Raw genomic sequence first — 18,590 nt, forward strand, 5'->3', positions numbered from 1 at the left:
ACATCGCTGTGCTCGCGGAGGTATCCATGGCCGATCTGGTGTTGCGCAATGCCCGCATCGACGATGCCGCCGCACTCGTGGATATCGCCATCGAGGACGGGCTGATCAGCGCCATCGGACCCGGATTGCCGGTGGCCGCGACCGATGAGATCGATTGCGCGGCACGGGTGGTCATTCCCGGACTGATCGAATCGCATGTCCACCTGGACAAGGCCCTCCTCGACGCCGAACGCCCCAACCCCGACGGCACGCTGGCCGGGGCCATCGCGGTCACCGCCGAACTCAAGCGCGAGTTCACCGTGGCATCCATCTCCGCGCGCGCCCGCCGGGTGCTGGATATGGCGATCGCCAACGGCACCACGATGATTCGCGCGCATCCCGATGTCGATCCGATCGTCGGACTGCGGGGCGTCGAGGCGCTGCTGGCGTTGCGCGAGGAGTATCGCGACCGCATCGGCCTGCAAATCGTCGCCTTCCCGCAGGAGGGCATCCTGCAAGCCCCCGGCACGCTGGACCTGCTGCGCGAAAGCCTGCGCCGCGGCGCGGATGTGCTGGGCGGCTGCGCCTACAACGAGGCCACCGTCGCGGACTGCCGCCGCCATATCGACCTGATCTTCGACCTGGCCGCCGAATTCGCCGTCCCCCTCGACATTCACGCCGACTTCGCCGACGATGCCACCGATCCCCGCTTCGCCATGGCCGACTACATCGCCGAGGTCACCGACCGCACCGGCATGTCCGGCCGAGTCACGCTGGGCCACATGACCTCCCTGGCAGGCCAGGACCCCGCCCGCAGACACCACACCCTCACCCGCCTGGCCGAAGCGGGCATAGCGGTGGTCCCCCTCCCCGCCACCGATATGCACCTGGGCGGCCGCACCGACACCGTCAACACCCGCCGCGGCATCGCCCCCATCCGCGAACTCTGGGCCGCAGGCGTCGAAACCGCCTACTCCTCCAACAACATCCGCAACGCCTTCACCCCCTACGGCAACGCCGACCTCCTCGATATCGGCCTCTTCCTCGCCCAAACCTCCCACCTCTCCGGCCCCACCGACCTCACCCGAGTCCTGGCCATGGCCACCACCCAGGCCGCCCGCATAATCGGCATCTCCGCCACCTACGGCCTCCACCCCGGCGCCAGAGCCGACCTGGTAATCCTCTCCACCAACCGCCTCTCCCACGCCCTCCTCGACCGCCCCGACCGCTGCTACGTCATAAAGTCAGGCCGAATCGTCGCCCGCACCACCAGAATCAACGAACTACTCCCCCAGGCCCAGCGCGCCTGAGGCCAGCGATCGAGGACTCCGCGAATGCGCGATACCGCGAGCACCGATCACGCCGAGCCCCACTGGGACACCGACGGTTCCGCCGAATTCGAAGTGACAGCGGACAGGGCCACCGGAGCGGTCGACAGAACGGGCGCGGGACGCCTGACACTCACCGCCAACTCCGGCCTTCCGGCACGGCCGACGCGTTACGGCATTGGGGAACAACGGGACTCGACCGGACAACGCGGCATGCGCCCGGGGTGGAGGGAATGCGCTGTTCACGCCCGCCGATACGCCGGACGGCGGCTACTCATCCAAGTCGGTCGGCGGCAGCGTGCGCCGCGCGAATGAGTGCCTGATCGGTGCCGGGAGCACCAATCAGGCAGAGACCTATTGGGAGGCCATCGGTTTCGGCGAGCGGGAAGGTGACTGCGGGCAGGCCCGCGAGCGAGGCTAGGCAGGTCAGGTGCAGGGTTCGAGTACGCCCCGCCTCCAATTCCGCCGGGTCCGCAGTCCGGAGCGGTGGATACGTCGCGGTGCTGGGGAGCAATAGGATTCGGCCGGTGAGTGCGGAACGCAGGTGGGATGCTGCCGCATCGAGTAGTCGCCCGGAGCGATCGGCCGCCGCCGGGGTGACGGTCGCGGCGTAGGCAAAGCGCTGGGCCACTTCGGGTGTCACCGCTCCGGGGTGGGCGGTGATCCACGGACCGTGATTGCGCCAGGCCTCGTACGCCTGAACGGTACGGAAGGCCGTGAACCAGGATTCGAGATCCGCGTCCAGGGCCACCGGGGCTGTGCCCAAGGTGTCGGCGGCAGCACGGACCGCGGCAGCCAGCGGCGCGTCCGCGACCTCGCAGAGCCCGGTGTCGACCACCAGCCGAACAGGATCGGCGATCACCACGTCGATGGTGGAATCGGGTGCGACGCCGAAGGCCTCGGTCGGGGCTTCGTCAGCACGGTCGGATGCGGCAGGGTCCGCCGCGGACTTCCGCATGCCGCCCGCGTGGTTCATCCCGGGCGCGGCCGCACCGCAGGTTGTCGGGGAGTCGGGCGGTAGGAGGCTGTTCGCTACGGCGGCGAGGGTGTGCGGATCGCGGGTCATCCAGCCGACGGTGTCGAAGGATTGGGCGAGTGGGAGCAGGCCGCGGGTGGATATGCGGCCGTGGGTGGTTCGGATGCCCCACAGGCTCTGGTAGGCGGCGGGGACGCGAATGGAACCCGCCGTATCGGTGCCGAGGCCGACGGTGGCTTCGCCGCGGGCGACCGCGACGGCCGAACCGCTGGAGGAGCCACCGGGGATGCGCTGTGAGGCAGCGGGGTTCACCGGCATGCCGTACGTGCCGTTGGAACCGGTGATGCTGTAGGCGAATTCGTCGGTGTGCGCGATTCCGGCGATATCCGCGCCGGCCGCCAGCAGGGTCTCGACAGCGGTGGCATGCACAGCCTCCGGGCTGCCGAGATATTCGCGCACGCCCGCGCCCACCGCGAATCCCGCTACCGCATAGAGGTCTTTGACAGCGACGGTGTGGCCGGACAGTCCTCCGGCTCCGGTCGCGGCGAATAGGGGTGCGCCTTTCACACGCCATACCGCGTCGCCACGATCCGAGACTGCCGAACTCGCGCCGAGCATCCCGGAGGGTCGCGCAGACGAATCACCGGACCTCTCGCCCTCACGCGCGGTTGGGTCGGTGCGCATCTCGTTCCCGACCACGGTCGAGCGATAGGTGTCGGCCACTACGCGCGCTCCAGGATTCGGCGGGCGAGGGCGGTGGTGGCGTGGTGGGCGAAGTCGGCTACGCGGATTTCGCCGTGTACGCCGCGGACCTGGTCGACGGCCTGGGAGATATTGAAATCGGTTGCGGCGCTGAGGTAGAGGTAGGCCTGTTGGGGGTCGGCGTCGAACAGGGCCACCACCATTTCGATGGCATTGCGGACGCAGGCTTCCAGGGCCCGGTTCAGGTCGGGGTCCAGACCGGTGGGGATGATGAAGCCGTGGGCGGCGGCGAAGGGGCCGATGGGGCGGCCCAATCCGGCCTTGACCTCGGCGGCGGGGATGAGGTCGACGGTGAGGCGGGCGCGCAGGGGTGCTTCCAGCGCGGTGAGCGCGACCTCGCCATTGCCCTGGGCGAAGTGCGGATCGCCGATGTACAGCAGGGCGTCCGGAACCTGTACGGGGAGGAAGAGTGTCGCGCCGGGGGTGAGACGGCGGATATCGATATTGCCGCCGTGCAGTCCGGGCGGCACCGAGGACAGGTGCGAATCGGTATCGGTGGCGACGCCGATCAGGCCGAGGAACGGATCGAGCGGGAACTCGGCGGTGTGCGGATGCGCGGGGTGAATCGGCATGGTGCCGAACCACTTTCCATCCCGCGAGTCGACGCTACAGAATTGGCCGTAATCACCGTCGAAGCCGAGCTTATGCGCCAGTACGCCGCGATTGTGCCGGGTGGACACCACGCCGTACGGCGCGCGCATGGTGAGATCATCGATCCGAATGGCGAGCAGATCGCCCGGGCGCGCACCGTTCACGGCGATCGGCCCGGTCACGATATGCGGACCGGCCAGCGAATCCCGCTTGCGTGAGGCCGCCACTTCCACTGTGTCGCCGAGGATATGGTCCAATTCCACCCCGTGCCTGCCGAAGTAGGCGATCGGATCCGACCCCTGATCCTCCAGAATGCCCTCGTGACTGACGGTATCGACGATCACCGCCTGCCCGGGATCGATGGTGGCGATCGGAGTGTCGCCCGCGCACGGGATCCGCCCCCACAGCACCTTCGACGGTTCGGCCGGAATATAGGGCGTCGTATCGCCGATTCCCTCGCCCTGTTGCAGCACCGGAAACGCGGGGACGAACCCCTGCACAATCGACGTCACGCGCACTACCTTCCCTACCCGACCGCAATTGGTCGGACCATCCGATCTGCCGACCATAGGACAGCCGACCGGGCGGAAACAGGGTTCACAACCTATCGTAACGAGCGCTTTACTCGCGCGAAATAGCCTGCATACGAAGGGATTTAGAGTTGAGTCGATGACGGCTTCGATACCACCGCTGAGCCGCCGCGCACGCAGTGTGAGCGCGGAGGTCGCGGCCCACCTGGAGGGCCTGATCATCAGCGGCGAACTGCGCGCGGGGGATCGGCTGCCACCCGAACGTGAGCTCGCGGCGAATATGAATATCTCCAGATCGTCTCTGCGGCAGGCCATGTTCGAGCTGGAGTCCAAGAAGCTCATCGAACGCAGACAGGGCCGGGGCAGCACCGTGGCCGACACTCCGTACACGGCAGCGGAATTGGCGGGCAGTCTGGCCGAGACCGAAATCGAACTGGGTCATGCCAGCGAACTGCGCGATCTGGTGGAACCGCGCATCGCGCAGCTGGCGGCCCTGCGTGCGGTCGAATCCAATCTGCTCTCACTGGAAAACGTGCTCGGCCGCTGCCACGACGGCAATTCGGCCGATGAATCCCTGCGCCTGGATATCGAATTCCACGCCCTGCTCGCCCACGCCGCCCAGAACCCCCTCCTGGTGACGCTGTGCACCATGACGACCGAATGGACCCGTCGCACCCGCACCCTCTCGCACCGCACCAAACGCGGCCGCCGCATCTCCCTGGACGGGCACCGGCAGATCTACGAAGCGGTCGCCCGGCACGACGGCGCGAGCGCGGCCGTGGCCATGGAACAGCATCTGCGCGAAGTCCGCGAACTCAGCCTGCACACCGGCCGCCGCTGAGAACCACTGTCACCATGGGGAATTCGGCGGCACGGCGGGCGCGCTGGATTCGCCGGTCCGACACCGACGTCGAGGGATACAGCGTGACTCGCCTCGAGCCCGGTCGGTCGCGAGATCAGGGTGCGGCGGCAGCGCCGGCGCGGAAGGTGCGACGGTAGGCGAGCGGGGCGATGCCGATCGCCTCGTGCAGGTGCTGGCGCAGCGAGGTGCCGGTGGCGAAACCGACTTCGGCGGCAATGCGATCGACCGAAAGTTCGGTGGTCTCGAGCAGTTCGCGAGCGCGGAAGACGCGCTGTTGAATGAGCCACCGGCCGGGGCTTATCCCCACCTCATCGCGGAAGCGGCGGGCGAAGGTGCGGCCGGACATGCGGGCGCGTTCGGCCAGATCGGCCATCGTGAGCGGACTGTGCAGGTTTTCCAGCGCCCACTGCCGGGCATCGGCGGTACCCGCGGCGGCGGGCGGCGGGACGGGCTGTTCGATGAATTGCGCCTGCCCGCCCTCGCGCCACGGCGGCACGACACACCGGCGCGCCACCATATTGGCGACTTCGCTACCGTGATCGCGGCGAATCAGGTGCAGGCACAGATCAACTCCCGCACTCGCGCCCGCCGAGGTCAGAATGTCGCCGTCATCGACATAGAGCACATTCGGGTCGACCCGGATGCGCGGGAAATGCGCGCCGAAGCGCTCGGCGAAGTTCCAATGTGTGGTCGCGGGCCGATCATCCAGCAGCCCGGCGGCGGCCACCACGATGGCACCGGTGCAGATGGAGACCAGCCGCGCGGCCGGGTTGATGCGCGCCAGGGCATCCGAAATCCGCTGCGGTAAACCGTCTTTCAGGATGGCGAGCACATCGCAGGGTGGTATGACCACGGTATCGGCGGTTTCCAGCGCACTCGCGTCCCGCCCGACCGCGATATCGAAATCGGAATCGCTGCGCACCGGCTTTCCGTCGACCGAACAGGTGAGCACCTCGTAGCGCCCGTCGGCGGTGCCGAACACCCGGTTCGGGATGCCGAGTTCGAACGGGTACACCCCGTCCAGCGCCAGTACGACCACGCGATGCGGCCGGATCACCTCACTCTGCATGGCACGATTCTATCGAATAATGGCGATCGTGCCATTTCCTTGCGCGCCGATGGACGGCAAGCTCGGTGCTATGAGCGAGAAGGACATCCCCAAGACCATGCGCGCCATCAGCCAGGATGCACTCGGCGGACCCGAGGTGCTGCGCGAGGTCGAACGCCCGGTACCGCAACCGGGACCGAGCGAGATCCTGGTGCGCGTACACGCCACCGCCCTCAACCCCACCGACTGGGGACACCGCCGCCGCCCCGGACTGTTCCTGCCCGAACCGCCGTTCGTCCTGGGCTGGGATGTCTCGGGCGAGGTGGTGGCAGTCGGCATCGGCGTCACCCTGTTCCAGCCCGGTGACGAGGTCTTCGGCATGCTCCCCTATCCGCACGGGCACGGGGCGGCCGCCGAGTACGTGACCGGCCCGACCCGCGCGTTCGCCCGGAAACCCGCCAACCTCAATCACATTCAAGCCGCCGCCATCCCGCTGGCCGCGCTAACCGCCTGGCAGTCCCTGGTCGATGCCGCCGATGTGCAACCGGGACAGCGGGTCCTGATCCACGCCGCCGCAGGCGGTGTCGGGCATTTCGCCGTGCAGATCGCGAAATCGCTGGGCGCGTACGTCATCGGCACCGCGAGCTCGGCCAACCACGAGTTCGTGCGCGGTTTGGGCGCGGATGAGGTCATCGACTATCACGCAGTCGACGTGCACGAGACGGTCCGCGATGTGGACGTCATCCTCGATCCGATCGATGCCGAGCATGCGATCAAGTCGATGAAATCATTGCGCCCCAACGGGATTCTGGTCTCACTCCGTGCCCTCGGAGCCGATTCCCTGGTGCAGGCGGGTGCCGACCGTGGTGTGCGCGCCGTGCTGATTCTGGTCGAGGCCGACCACGCGGGTATGACCGCGCTGGCCGAACTCGCCGAATCCGGCACGCTCCGGCCGACCATCGCGGGTGTGTTCCCGCTCGCCGACGCCGCCAAGGCGCACGCCCTGGGTGAAACCGGCCGCACCGTCGGAAAATTGGTTCTCACCGTCGAGTGAACCGTGCGCGGACCGGATGCGTAGTACCCGATCGTGGGCACCGCCCCGGTGCCCTCCCACAATCGGACGACGCCGCCCCGAACCCGATACGGGGAAACAGGTTGTGGGAGAAGCGCCCCCGTCACAGCATCTGCTGTCACGGGGGCGTTCGCCGGTTCGGGACCTGCTAAGCCGAGTCGAAGAGTCCCGGATGTTGTTCGCGGGCACGGACTTCGATGGAGCCGAAGACCAGATCCGGCGGCGGAACCAAACCCAGATGTTCCCAAGCCCCAGCGGTGGCGACGCGGCCGCGCGGGGTGCGGGCCACCAAACCGGCGCGCACCAGGAAGGGTTCGCAGACCTCTTCGACGGTGGCGGCTTCCTCACCCACGGCCACGGCGAGCGTCGAGACGCCCACCGGTCCGCCGTTGAAGCTGCGAATCAGCGCGGTCAGAACCGCGCGGTCCAGCCGATCCAGGCCCAGCACATCGACGTCGTAGACCGCCAGTGCGGCGTGTGCGATCTCGCGGGTGACGATGCCGTCGGCCTTGACCTCGGCGTAGTCGCGGACGCGGCGCAGCAGCCGGTTCGCGATACGGGGCGTGCCCCGGGAGCGCCCGGCGATTTCGGTGGCGGCGTTCTCCTCGATCTGCACGCCGAGAATGCGTGCCGAGCGGAGCAGAATCCGTTGCAGCTCATCGGGTTCGTAGAAATCCATATGGCCGGTGAAACCGAAGCGGTCGCGCAGCGGGCCGGTGAGCGCACCCGAGCGGGTGGTCGCGCCGACCAGGGTGAAGGGTGCGATATCGAGCGGAATGGAGGTCGCGCCCGGACCCTTGCCCACCACCACGTCGACCCGGAAATCCTCCATGGCGAGGTAGAGCATTTCCTCGGCGGGCCGTGCCATGCGGTGGATCTCATCGATGAACAGCACATCGCCCTCGACGAGATTGCTGAGCATGGCGGCCAGATCCCCGGCGCGTTCGAGCGCCGGACCGGAGGTGAGGCGCAATGCGGTGCCCAGCTCCCCGGCGATGATCATGGCCATACTGGTCTTGCCGAGTCCGGGCGGACCGGACAGCAGCACGTGATCGGGTGTCCCGCCGCGCTGTTTCGCGCCGCGCAGCACCAGCGCCAGCTGTTCGCGCACGCGCGGCTGCCCGATGAAATCGTCCAGCGATTTCGGGCGCAGGCTGGCCTCGATCTCACCGTCGGAGGCGAGATAGGTTGGGATGACCGCGGATTCGTCGGCATCGGTCCCGGCGAAATCCGGATCGGGGGCGAAATCGGGCTCGCCGCTGAAGTCCGGTTCCGGGGCGAAGTCAGGTTCGTCGATCATGAGCGCCTATCGGTTCTTGCCCAGCAGCCCCAGCGCGGCCCGCAATGCCTGCGAGGTGCCCAGGTCCGGATCGTGCACCAGCACGGCCTCGACGGCGGGTTCGGCCTGTTTGACCGGGAAGCCGAGGCCGATGAGCGCCTCCACCACCTGTTCGCGCACCGGTGTGGCGATCGCGGCGGGACCGGATCCGGGCGGACCCGATTGCACCGGAACCAGATCCACCTTGTCGCGCAATTCCACCACCATGCGCTCGGCGCCGCGCTTGCCGATACCGGGCACGCGGGTCAGCGCGGCCACATTGCTCTCGGCCAGCGCCTTGCGCAGCGCTTCGGGTTCGAGCACCGCGAGCACCGCCATGGCGATCTTGGGGCCGACCCCGGACACGGTCAGCAGCAGACCGAACAACTCACGGGATTCGGTATCGGAGAACCCGAACAGGGTCATCGAATCCTCGCGCACGATCATGGTCGTATAGAGCCGCGCATCCGCACCGGCGCTGAGCGTGGCTAGCGTGGCGGGAGTGGCATTGAGCCGATACCCGACGCCGGCGGCCTCCAGGACCACATGGTCGAGCCCGATCTCGAGCACCTCACCGCGTACCGACGCGATCACCCGGATACCGCCTTCCGTTGCTGGGCAAGCCTTTCCTCGTACATGCGCCGCTGTGCCGCCGCCATGGCCTCGGCCTTGGCCATGCGATCGATCATCGGCGCGCGCCAGCAATGACAGATGGCCAATGCCAGCGCGTCGGCGGCGTCCGCGGGTTTCGGCGCGACCGCCAGCCCGAGGATACGGGTCACCATGGCGGTCACTTGCGCCTTATCCGCCGAACCGTTTCCGGTGACCGCCGCCTTCACCTGACTCGGGGTGTGGAAGTGCACCGGTATCCCGCGCCGCGCCGCCGCCAGCGCGATCACCCCGCCCGCCTGCGCGGTCGCCATGGCGGTGCGCACATTGTGCTGGGAGAACACCCGTTCCACCGCCACCGCTTCGGGTAGATATTTGTCCATCCACTGCTCGGCGGCGTCAGCGACGCCCATGAGTCGCTGTGCGAGATCCATATCGGGCGGTGTGCGCACCACGTCGACGGCCAGCGCGGTCACCGTGCGCCCCACCCCGCCTTCGACCATGCTGAGCCCGCACCGGGTGAGCCCGGGGTCGACGCCCATCACCCGCACGAAATCCCCTCTCACCGCAGACGAACAACTGTTCGAGAGTCTAACGGACCTCAGGGGATTCCCCGCCCACCGACACGGGTGCCGACGAGCACCCGGGCCGAGTCCCTCAGGAGCACACCGGTTCCACGCCCAGGAGCGTCGGATCCTTGGCTCGCACAGCCCATTCCCGCGCGGGATCGGCCACCAATCGCCGCGTCCGCAGATCCATCAACCCGCTGACGTGCGTGATCGTCGCCGATAGCTCTCCATCGGCGCGGGTGAACCGATGCTCCACCCGATAGGTCTTCCCTGCTCCCCACACCCATTCGCAGGTCACGTCAACGCAATCCCCCGCCCGCAACTCGCGGTGATACTTGATCACCGTCTCCAGATTCACCGGCCCCAAACCGCCACCGACCAATTCCTCCACCGAAATCCCCGCCGCGCGAACGCATTCGAAGCGCGCGTGATCCGCGTACTGCTGATACGCGGCACCTGTCACATGTAGTTGAGGATCGAGGTCGGAGAGTCTGACCTCGATTCGGATCCGAAACGCCTCATCGGTATTCGTCACCGCCCCACCCTTGCAGACGCCACCGACAAGAACGCGCGACGCTAACCCAGCCGACCCTGAAACGCCTGGTAGGCATCATCTCCGAAGAGTACGAACCGCACCTGCGCGACCGTCGTGGGCACACTCCGCACCGTTTCGATCGCGATGCGCGCCCCATCGTCCATGGGCCACCGGAAGATTCCGGTCGAGATGGCCGGAAACGCCACCGATTCGGCCCCCAATTCGGCTGCCACCCGCAGTGATTCGCGATAGCAGGACGCCAACAGTTCCGAGCGATCCTCGGTATCGGACCACACCGGCCCCACCGTATGAATCACCCAGCGCGCGGGCAATCGGCCCGCCGTGGTGGCCACCGCCTGACCGGTCCCGAGCCCGCGTCCGTAGTGCGAGGCCCGCAGGGCGCGGCATTCGGCCAGAATCTCCGGACCGCCCTTGCGATGAATCGCGCCATCCACTCCGCCACCGCCGAGCAATGAGGAATTGGCCGCGTTCACCACGGCGTCCACGACCTGCTCGGTGATATCGCCTCGTACCGCGACCAGTTCGACCATGCGGGTGATTCTTCCACCGCGACCGCGCGACATTCGATCTGTCAATCGAGGCGCGCCACGGTATCGCACCGGAACGGCGAAGGCCGCCTTCCGAATTCGGGAGGCGGCCTTCGTTCGCGTGCTGCGACGATTCGCGCGTGCTGTGACGACTCAGTCGTCGAGTTCGGCGAGGACCTCGTCGGAGATGTCCACGTTGGTGTAGACGTTCTGGACGTCATCGCTGTCTTCGAGCGCGTCGACCAGCTTGAACACCTTGCGGGCGGTATCGGCGTCCACCGAGACCGACATCGAGGGCTGGAAGCCCGAGTCGGCGGAGTCGTAGTCGTAACCGGCCGACTGGAGGGCGGTGCGGACCGCGATCATGTCACCGGGCTCGGAGATGATCTCGAAGGTGTCGCCGTTGTCATTGACCTCTTCGGCACCGGCGTCGAGCACGGCCATGAGGACATCGTCCTCGGACAGGCCGTTCTTCTCCATGGTGACCAGGCCCTTGCGGTGGAACAGGTACGACACCGAACCCGGATCGGCCATATTGCCGCCGTTGCGGGTCATGGCCACACGCACCTCACCGGCCGCGCGATTGCGGTTATCGGTGAGGCATTCGATCAGCACCGCAACACCATTGGGGCCGTAGCCCTCGTACATGATGGTCTGCCAGTCGGCGCCGCCGGCCTCTTCACCACCGCCGCGCTTGCGGGCGCGCTCGATATTGTCATTGGGCACCGACGACTTCTTCGCCTTTTGAATGGCGTCGTACAGGGTCGGGTTGCCGTCCGGGTCACTACCACCGGTGCGGGCCGCCACCTCGATGTTCTTGATCAACTTGGCGAAGAGCTTGCCGCGCTTCGCGTCGATCCCGGCCTTCTTGTGCTTGGTGGTGGCCCATTTGGAGTGGCCGCTCATTCCCTACTTCCTCGGTTCAGGGGGCTGAGTAGTTTCACCAAAGCGACACTACGGGCCCACGGACGGACAGCGCCCCAGTCTACTGCGCGCGCCCGTGACGGCCGCGAGCACGTGAACTCGGGCCGGGTCAGACACCGGCGCGCGGGCGCACCAGGGTTTCGACGAACAGTCGGTGAACGCGCAGATCTCCGGTCACCTCGGGGTGGAAGGACGTTGCCATGACATTGCCCTGCCGCACCGCGACGATGGTGCCCGCCGCCGGACCCGAGGGCACCCGCGCCAGCACCTCGACATCGGCGCCCGCGCGCTCCACCCACGGCGCGCGAATGAAGACCGCGCGCACCGGGCCGTCATCGAGCCCGGTGAACTCCAGATCGGTTTCGAAGGAATCGACCTGACGTCCGAAAGCATTGCGGCGCACCGTCATATCGATGCCGTTCAGGGTGTGCATATCCGGACGGGTATCGAGCACCTCGCTCGCGAGCAGGATCATGCCCGCGCATGACCCGTAGGCGGGCATACCGTCGCGCAATCGCTGCCGCAGCGGTTCGAGCAGTTCGAAGATGTCCAGCAGCTTGCTGATCGCGGTGGATTCGCCACCGGGAATCACCAGACCGTCCACCGACGCCAATTCCGATTCCCGGCGCACCGCCACCGGCTCGGCGCCGCACGCCGCCAGCGCGTGCATGTGCTCGCGCACGTCGCCCTGCAATGCCAGCACACCAATCCTCGGAGTCACGCCGTCGAGCATAGTGTTCGACGGCGGACCACCCCGAAGCGGCATTTCGGGCAGCGCCGCGTCGACGCCGGATGAGGGCCGCCAGGTGAATCCGGGCGACCCTCGAACGTCCGGATCAGTCGAGGTCGAACCGCGCGACGTTATCGGTGGCCCACCGGGCGAACGTGGTCGCCGGGCGGCCGGTGATATCGGCGACGCTGGTGATGGGCAGGCCGACCGGGTTCGGGTCGAAGGAGCTCAGCGCATTGTCGACGTACCAGGTCGCGGTCTCGCCCATGGTCGGCATCAAGGCCGCGATGGCCTCCTCGCGGGATGAGCGTTCGAAGGCGATATCGCGGCCGAGTGCCTCGGCGAGCTGCCGCACGAGCTCGGAACGGGTGAGAATCTCCGGCCCGCCGAGCGAGTGCGCACGGCCGTGATGATCATCGGACAGCAGGGCGACGGCGGCCACCGCGGCGATGTCATCCATGGCGATGGGCGCGCTCGCCGCCTCCGGATGCGGTTCCCGTATGACGCCGACCTCGTGGATCTGCCGCGACCACATCAGCGTGTTCTCCATGAAATCGGCGGGCCACAGATGCGTCCACGCCATCCCGCTGTCCTCGACGGCATTGCTGACGCTCCCCCACCAGCTCTCCGGTTCACCGGACAGATCGACGATATGCCGCACCCCGGCGGCCCGCGCCAGCGCCAGCACCTCGGTGACGGTGTCCGGCATGGGCGCGAGGTAGATCCGTTCCACCCCCTCGAACGCGGCGGGCAGCGTCTCGGGTTTGCCCAGGTAGCCCTGCGCCACCTGCACTCCCTCGGGTAGCGCCGCCTTTCGCGGACTATTGGTGAGCGCTCGAACATCCTTGGCCCCCAATGCCAATAGATGATCGACAACCTTGCGTCCGATATTCGCGGTGGCCCCGGTTACCAGGATTGTCATGCCGTCCCCTCCGTCGTGATCGCTGAACCATTAATCCTGCCAATGGAATTCGAATGACGCACATGGCTCCGGCTAGCATCGGGCACCGTGGCTGACATTGGGGTGCGGGCGCTACGACCGTCTATCGACGAGTCCGGGCGCAATGGTGAACGGCAAGGCGGACATCGTGATCGGATACGACTGATCGCGGTGATCTCCGGTCTGCTCGGTGCGTTGTTCGCGATAGCCGTGCCATTCCTGCCCGTGCGCATGGAGGCCGCGACGCTCGCATGGCCGCAGGCCGAAGCGCTGAACAGTGTTGCGGCACCGCTGGTCACCTATGCGCCCCTGCAACTCTCCGCGCGGATTCCGAATGCGGCGCTCACCGCCCTCGCGGACCACGGCGGCATCGTCGTATCGACCATTCCGCGCCAGTCGGCGGATATGGAGAAGTACGGATTCGTCGTCAAGGTCGTGCCGGACGCGGCGGATCGGCCCGGCAGGGTCGATATCGTCTCGCGCGGCACCCTGGTGTGGTCGGGGGCGCTCGAAACGATTCGGGATCGCGATACCGCTCTGGCCGTGGATATTTCGACGACGCGGGCGAGCGTATCGGTGACCGGTCTCGATGGTTCCGGCGCGGAGCTGTCCTCCGATCTCCGGCCGCAGGTGGTCGGCGTCTTCACCGATCTGACCGGTGCGCCTCCGAATGGGATGGCGGTGCGCGCCGAGGTCGATTCCCGATTCTCGACCTCGCCGACCCCGCTCAAACTGACCGTGATCGTGCTGTGCCTGCTCGCGACGCTGTGCTCGCTGGTGGCGCTGCATCGCCTGGATCGCGGGGACGGCCGGTCGACGCGACGTTTCCTGCCCGAGCGGTGGTGGCGGCTGCGCCCAACGGACTGGGTCGTTTTCGCGGTCTTGGGGGTGTGGCATTTCATCGGCGCGAACACCTCCGATGACGGATACATCCTCGGTATGGCCCGTGATTCGCAGAACTCGGGCTATATGTCGAACTACTACCGGTGGTTCGGCGTGGACGAAGGTCCCTTCTACACCCCGTACACCGATGTGATCGCGTGGATGACGCATATCTCCGCGGTGAGTCCGTGGGTTCGCCTGCCCACCTTGGCAACCGCCGTGATCACCTGGTGGGTGGTCAGTCGCGAGATCATTCCCCGGCTGGGCGTCGCGGCGCGCAATAATCGGGTGGTCGCCTGGACCAGCGCACTGGTATTCCTGGCGTTCTGGCTGCCTTATGACAATGGCTTGCGCGCCGAACCGTTCGTGGCGATGGGCGTTGTGCTGACCTGGGTTTCGATCGAGCGAGCCATTGCCACCCGGCGACTGCTACCCGCGGCCGCGGCCATCATCATCGCCGCGCTGACCCTGACCGCCGCGCCCTCCGGATTGATCTGCCTCGGGGCCCTGGCCGCCGGGGCGCGCACCGTCACCGCGGTGATCACCCAGCGCGCCAAGGTAATCGGTTATCTCGCACAGCTATTGCCGCTGCTCGCTTCGGGTCTCGTCGTGCTGACGGTGATCTTCGCCGATCGCACGCTGGCCGGTGTCCGCGAAATGGCGTACGTGCACGGGGAGATCAAACCCGGCGAGTCCTGGTTCTTCGAATTCCTGCGCTACCAATATCTCCTGCAGCTCAATGCCGATGGCTGGCTGACCCGGCGGTTCGGCATGTTCATGATGCTGCTGGGGCTGGCCGTCTGCGTGGTGACAATGCTGCGCCGCGGCGGCCATATCCCGGGCATCGCGGTCGGGCCGTCGCGCCGGGTCATCGGCATCACGTTCGCCGCGATGGTGTTGATGATGTTCTCCCCCACCAAATGGACGCATCAATTCGGCGTTTTCGCCGGACTGGCCACGTGCGTGGCGGCGCTCACGGCGGTGGCGGTGAGTGCGCGGGTGATGCGGCCGGTGCGCAATCGCGCATTGTTCGCGGCGGCGTTGTTCTTCGCGCTGGCACTGACTTTCGTCGGCGCGAATGGTTACTGGTATGTCTCATCGTGGGGAATTCCCTGGTGGGATAAGCCGCCGACCATCGCGGGGAAGGGACTGTCCACCGCCGCGGCGGGTTTGGCGGTGCTCGCGCTGCTGGTGGCCGGGTGGTTCCATATTCGGCCGCAGACCCGACTCCGACCCGAATCGATTCCAGGCCGCATCGCCCGCATCCCGGTGCTCGCGGTGGCGGCGGCGCTGATGGTGCTCTTCCTGGTCGGCTCCTTCCTCAAAGCCGCTGTGGCGCAGTACCCCTCGTACTCCGTGGCGCAATCCAATGTGAGCGCGGCGTTTTCGCACGGCTGCGGTATGGCCGATGACGTGCTGGTGGAAACCGATCCGAACGCCTCGATGCTGCGCCCGCTGTCCGGTGATGCAGGTTCGGCGCTCGCGGGCATCGACTCGGCGGGCTTCACCGCGAACGGGGTCGCACCGGTATTGACTTCCGATGAGGTCGAATCGACTACCGGACAGGCCAATTCGGTCTCCGATGATCAGGACAAACTCCGCGACGCCGCCAAATCAGCGGGGTCGGGTTCCGATACCTCGAGTGGTAGCGGGATCAACGGCAGCACCGTTCCGCTGCCGTTCGGACTCGATCCGGCGAGCACACCCGTGCTCGGCAGCTACCGCGACGGTGCGCAAACCCCGTCCTCGCTGACCACCGGCTGGTACCGGCTTCCGGACGCTGCCAATGGAAATCGCGGGCAGATCATCGCGATCGCCGTGGCAGGGCGCATCCGCTCGGTCGACGCCGACGGTATCGAGCATCCCGGGCAGCAGCTCGACATGGAATACGGCAGAACGCAATCCGATGGGTCGGTCGCGTCCTTGGGACGCACGCTGCCGATCGATATCGGTCCCGCTCCGCTGTGGCGGAATCTGCGCGTTCCGCTCGACACACTGCCGGGTGAGGCCGATGTGGTCCGGCTGGTGGCCGATGACAAGGACCTCGGTAAAGACCAGTGGCTCGCGGTGACACCGCCCCGGGTGCCCCGGACGACCACGCTGAACACCCTGATCGGATCGCAGACGCCGGTGCTGCTGGACTGGGCGGTCGGACTGCATTTCCCGTGCCAGCGACTGGTTCCCACGCGTGTGGGCGTCGCCGGACTCCCCGAATATCGCATCCTGCCGGACCGCAATGGCGCGACCATCACCAATCTCTGGCAGGGGCATGACGGCGGCGGTCCGCTGGGCTGGACGCAATTGCTGTACAGCTCGCGCGCGCTGCCGTCGTATCTGAACAACGACTGGGATCGCGATTGGGGTTCGATCGAACGATTCATTCCACTGGACCCCACCACCGAGCCCGCCCGGATCTCGGTCGAATCGGTGCAGCGCTCGGGTTGGTGGACGCCCGGGCACATCATCACCTCCTACTGACGAACGGCGGCAACCTGTTGTACTGATCACCGCGGGCGTCAGGGTTTCGTTAGGACGAGTGTCCAGCTGTCGAATTCGGTGAACACTCCGCGATGTGACTGACGTGTTACCTCAGACTTTGCCCGGGCCGCGCGGTGGCATGAGCGCTCCGCCGCCCCGGCGCGGGTTGACTGTTTCGACCGGTTTGGCCGGACTCTCACTCGATGCCATGGCGTCGGTGTCCTACGGTCCGGAAGCGATCGTGCTGGTGCTGGCCGCGGCCGGATCGGCCGGACTGGGGTTCACGCTCCCGGTGACCGCGGCGATCGTGGTGCTGCTGGCGGTGCTGATCGCCTCCTACCGGCAGGTGATCGCCGCGTTCCCGAACGGCGGCGGCGCGTACGCGGTCGCGAAGGAGCGGCTCGGACATCGCACGAGTCTGGTTGCGGCGGCGTCGCTGATCGTCGATTACATCCTGAATGTGGCGGTCTCCATCGCGGCGGGCGTGGCGGCACTGACCTCCGCGTTCCCGGAGCTGCTGCCCTATACGGTGTGGATCTGCCTGGCGGTGCTGGTGGGCATCACCGTGCTGAATCTGTACGGCATCAGGGAGAGCGCCCGGGCCTTCATGGCTCCGACCATCGTCTTCGTGGCGGGCATTTTCGTGGTGATCATCGGCGGTCTGCTGCGCGCCGAACCCGCGAGCGTGGCCACCGGCGCGGCCGTCGCCACCGATGCGCACGCCATTGGAATCCTGTTGCTGCTCAAGGCTTTCTCCAGCGGTTGCGCGGCATTGACCGGTGTCGAGGCGATCGCCAACGCGGTGCCGAGTTTCGCCCAGCCCAAGGTCAAGCGGGCGCAGCGAGCCGAGGTGGTGCTGGGTGCGCTGCTGGGCCTGATGCTGCTGGGCCTGGCCACGCTGATCCAGAAGTTCTCGATCCATCCGGTCGAGGGCACCACCATCCTGTCCCAGCTCACCGAGGCGGCGCTGGGCCACGGAATCGGTTACTACGTGGTGCAATTCGCCACCGTAATCCTGCTTGCGTTGGCCGCCAACACTTCCTACGGCGGCCTGCCCACGCTGACCAAGATCCTGGCCGATGACAATTGCCTGCCGCATCGGTTCGCGGTGAGTTCGCCACGCCAGGTCTACCGCTTCGGCGTGCTGGTGCTGGGCGGTACCTCGGCACTGCTGCTGCTCGCCTCCGACGGCAATATGAACGCGCTGGTTCCGCTGTTCGCCATCGGCGTCTTCGTTGGCTTCACCATCGCCCAGGTCGGCATGGTGCGGCACTGGCTGATCACCCGCGCACCGGGCTGGCGGTGGCGGACCGCGCTCAATGGATTCGGCGCGGTGCTCACCTTCGTGGCGGCCATCGTCACCACCTCGATGAAGTTCACCGAGGGCGCATGGCTGATCGTGCTGGTGCTCCCGCTGCTGGTGATCGCCATGGAACGCATTCGCCGCACCTATCACCGCATCGACGGCTGCCGCGGCGCGGGCGCGGTCCCGCAAACCCCGCGACCCACCGAAACCGCCATCGTGGTCCCGGTCTCCGAGGTCTCCGAACTCAGCCGCGAAGCCCTTTCCGCCGCAATGTCATTGGGCCGCGACGTCTACGCCGTGCACGTATGCCTGCCCGGCGAGAACATCACCGTCTTCACCAAGGAATGGGAGACCTGGCATCCGGATGTGCGCCTGGTGCTCCTGGAAGATGGCGACTCCACGGTCGGCGGCCCGGTCGCGCACTACGTCCGCGACCATTTCCCCAACCGCCGCAAGGTAGTCGTGATCGCCGAGGTCGAACCCCCGGCGGGCTGGAATCACGTCCTACCGAGCCACCGCAGCGATGAACTCGAACGCGTCCTGCGCAAACTCCCCGATACGGTCGTCTGCCACCTGCGCGTGCAGACCGCCTGATCCGTTGTC

16 protein-coding genes are annotated in these 18,590 nt (G+C 67.0%); 5 read left to right on the plus strand and 11 right to left on the minus strand.

Features of this window, described 5'->3' with window-relative positions:
• Window positions 1–26 precede the first annotated feature (26 nt).
• Window positions 27–1,289, plus strand: coding sequence for an amidohydrolase family protein (locus ACFC0O_RS03885; RefSeq protein ID WP_375953583.1), 1,263 nt, complete (start codon window positions 27–29; stop codon window positions 1,287–1,289).
• A 292-nt stretch (window positions 1,290–1,581) separates the two neighbouring features.
• Here the strand turns inward: ACFC0O_RS03885 and ACFC0O_RS03890 are convergent, their stop codons facing one another.
• Together ACFC0O_RS03890 and ACFC0O_RS03895 are read right to left on the minus strand one after the other, a co-directional pair.
• The gene (locus ACFC0O_RS03890) at window positions 1,582–3,006 is read right to left on the minus strand and encodes an amidase family protein (RefSeq protein WP_375953585.1); all 1,425 of its coding nucleotides are present in this window, start codon (window positions 3,004–3,006) and stop codon (window positions 1,582–1,584) included.
• Window positions 3,006–4,148, minus strand: coding sequence for an acetamidase/formamidase family protein (locus ACFC0O_RS03895; protein WP_375953587.1), 1,143 nt, complete (start codon window positions 4,146–4,148; stop codon window positions 3,006–3,008). The genes ACFC0O_RS03890 and ACFC0O_RS03895 overlap by 1 nt, the downstream gene beginning before the upstream one ends.
• A 157-nt stretch (window positions 4,149–4,305) precedes the next feature.
• On the opposite strand from ACFC0O_RS03895, the gene ACFC0O_RS03900 reads away from it, so the two are divergent.
• Entirely contained in the window at window positions 4,306–5,007 is a 702-nt protein-coding gene (locus tag ACFC0O_RS03900) for a FadR/GntR family transcriptional regulator (protein WP_375953589.1), read from the plus strand.
• A 115-nt stretch (window positions 5,008–5,122) separates the two neighbouring features.
• Here ACFC0O_RS03900 and ACFC0O_RS03905 read toward each other — a convergent pair whose 3' ends face one another.
• The gene (locus ACFC0O_RS03905; RefSeq protein ID WP_375953591.1) at window positions 5,123–6,097 is read right to left on the minus strand and encodes a GlxA family transcriptional regulator; all 975 of its coding nucleotides are present in this window, start codon (window positions 6,095–6,097) and stop codon (window positions 5,123–5,125) included.
• Window positions 6,098–6,167: 70 nt separating this feature from the next.
• Here ACFC0O_RS03905 and ACFC0O_RS03910 point away from each other — a divergent pair, with 70 nt between their 5' ends.
• Window positions 6,168–7,130: an NADP-dependent oxidoreductase gene (locus ACFC0O_RS03910; RefSeq protein WP_375953593.1), complete on the plus strand. Its 963-nt coding sequence runs from the start codon at window positions 6,168–6,170 to the stop codon at window positions 7,128–7,130.
• Window positions 7,131–7,296: 166 nt separating this feature from the next.
• On the opposite strand, the gene ruvB is transcribed toward ACFC0O_RS03910, so the two are convergent.
• The 8 genes from ruvB to ACFC0O_RS03950 form a co-directional block, all read right to left on the minus strand.
• Complete coding sequence (gene ruvB, locus ACFC0O_RS03915) at window positions 7,297–8,448, minus strand: Holliday junction branch migration DNA helicase RuvB (protein ID WP_375953595.1); 1,152 nt, start codon at window positions 8,446–8,448, stop codon at window positions 7,297–7,299.
• A 6-nt stretch (window positions 8,449–8,454) separates the two neighbouring features.
• Window positions 8,455–9,060, minus strand: a complete 606-nt coding sequence (ruvA, locus tag ACFC0O_RS03920; RefSeq protein ID WP_364632257.1) for a Holliday junction branch migration protein RuvA — start codon at window positions 9,058–9,060, stop codon at window positions 8,455–8,457.
• Window positions 9,057–9,626, minus strand: a complete 570-nt coding sequence (gene ruvC, locus ACFC0O_RS03925; protein ID WP_375953598.1) for a crossover junction endodeoxyribonuclease RuvC — start codon at window positions 9,624–9,626, stop codon at window positions 9,057–9,059. Before ruvC ends, ruvA begins: the two co-directional genes overlap by 4 nt.
• Before the next feature lie 106 nt (window positions 9,627–9,732).
• On the minus strand, window positions 9,733–10,179 hold the full coding sequence (locus ACFC0O_RS03930; protein WP_375953600.1) for an acyl-CoA thioesterase: 447 nt from the start codon (window positions 10,177–10,179) through the stop codon (window positions 9,733–9,735).
• Between the two features lie 41 nt (window positions 10,180–10,220).
• A complete protein-coding gene (locus ACFC0O_RS03935; protein WP_375953602.1) occupies window positions 10,221–10,730 on the minus strand; it encodes an O-acetyl-ADP-ribose deacetylase in 510 nt (169 codons plus the stop codon).
• A 150-nt stretch (window positions 10,731–10,880) separates the two neighbouring features.
• A complete protein-coding gene (locus ACFC0O_RS03940) occupies window positions 10,881–11,633 on the minus strand; it encodes a YebC/PmpR family DNA-binding transcriptional regulator (protein ID WP_375953603.1) in 753 nt (250 codons plus the stop codon).
• Window positions 11,634–11,760: 127 nt separating this feature from the next.
• Window positions 11,761–12,384: a pyridoxal 5'-phosphate synthase glutaminase subunit PdxT gene (gene pdxT, locus ACFC0O_RS03945; RefSeq protein ID WP_375953604.1), complete on the minus strand. Its 624-nt coding sequence runs from the start codon at window positions 12,382–12,384 to the stop codon at window positions 11,761–11,763.
• Between the two features lie 103 nt (window positions 12,385–12,487).
• Window positions 12,488–13,303, minus strand: coding sequence for an NAD(P)H-binding protein (locus tag ACFC0O_RS03950; RefSeq protein ID WP_375953606.1), 816 nt, complete (start codon window positions 13,301–13,303; stop codon window positions 12,488–12,490).
• 87 nt (window positions 13,304–13,390) lie between these two features.
• Between ACFC0O_RS03950 and ACFC0O_RS03955 the strand changes: the two genes are divergently transcribed.
• Together ACFC0O_RS03955 and ACFC0O_RS03960 are read left to right on the plus strand one after the other, a co-directional pair.
• Entirely contained in the window at window positions 13,391–16,681 is a 3,291-nt protein-coding gene (locus ACFC0O_RS03955) for an arabinosyltransferase domain-containing protein (RefSeq protein ID WP_375953608.1), read from the plus strand.
• 139 nt (window positions 16,682–16,820) lie between these two features.
• The gene (locus tag ACFC0O_RS03960; RefSeq protein WP_375953609.1) at window positions 16,821–18,581 is read left to right on the plus strand and encodes an APC family permease; all 1,761 of its coding nucleotides are present in this window, start codon (window positions 16,821–16,823) and stop codon (window positions 18,579–18,581) included.
• Window positions 18,582–18,590: the final 9 nt, after the last annotated feature.

The sequence above is a fragment of the Nocardia sp. NPDC056100 genome, assembly GCF_042266325.1.
In the GTDB taxonomy this organism is placed as follows: domain Bacteria; phylum Actinomycetota; class Actinomycetes; order Mycobacteriales; family Mycobacteriaceae; genus Nocardia.

Excerpts from the sequence above, each read along its gene's own strand:
- ACFC0O_RS03910 (WP_375953593.1), top strand. The coding sequence starts at position 6,168 with ATGAGCGAGAAGGACATCCCCAAGACCATGCGCGCCATCAGCCAGGAT.
- pdxT (WP_375953604.1), bottom strand. The coding sequence starts at position 12,384 with ATGCTCGACGGCGTGACTCCGAGGATTGGTGTGCTGGCATTGCAGGGC.
- ACFC0O_RS03940 (WP_375953603.1), bottom strand. The coding sequence starts at position 11,633 with ATGAGCGGCCACTCCAAATGGGCCACCACCAAGCACAAGAAGGCCGGG.
- ACFC0O_RS03900 (WP_375953589.1), top strand. The coding sequence starts at position 4,306 with ATGACGGCTTCGATACCACCGCTGAGCCGCCGCGCACGCAGTGTGAGC.
- ACFC0O_RS03950 (WP_375953606.1), bottom strand. The coding sequence starts at position 13,303 with ATGACAATCCTGGTAACCGGGGCCACCGCGAATATCGGACGCAAGGTT.
- ACFC0O_RS03905 (WP_375953591.1), bottom strand. The coding sequence starts at position 6,097 with ATGCAGAGTGAGGTGATCCGGCCGCATCGCGTGGTCGTACTGGCGCTG.
- ruvB (WP_375953595.1), bottom strand. The coding sequence starts at position 8,448 with ATGATCGACGAACCTGACTTCGCCCCGGAACCGGACTTCAGCGGCGAG.
- ACFC0O_RS03885 (WP_375953583.1), top strand. The coding sequence starts at position 27 with ATGGCCGATCTGGTGTTGCGCAATGCCCGCATCGACGATGCCGCCGCA.
- ACFC0O_RS03960 (WP_375953609.1), top strand. The coding sequence starts at position 16,821 with ATGAGCGCTCCGCCGCCCCGGCGCGGGTTGACTGTTTCGACCGGTTTG.
- ACFC0O_RS03935 (WP_375953602.1), bottom strand. The coding sequence starts at position 10,730 with ATGGTCGAACTGGTCGCGGTACGAGGCGATATCACCGAGCAGGTCGTG.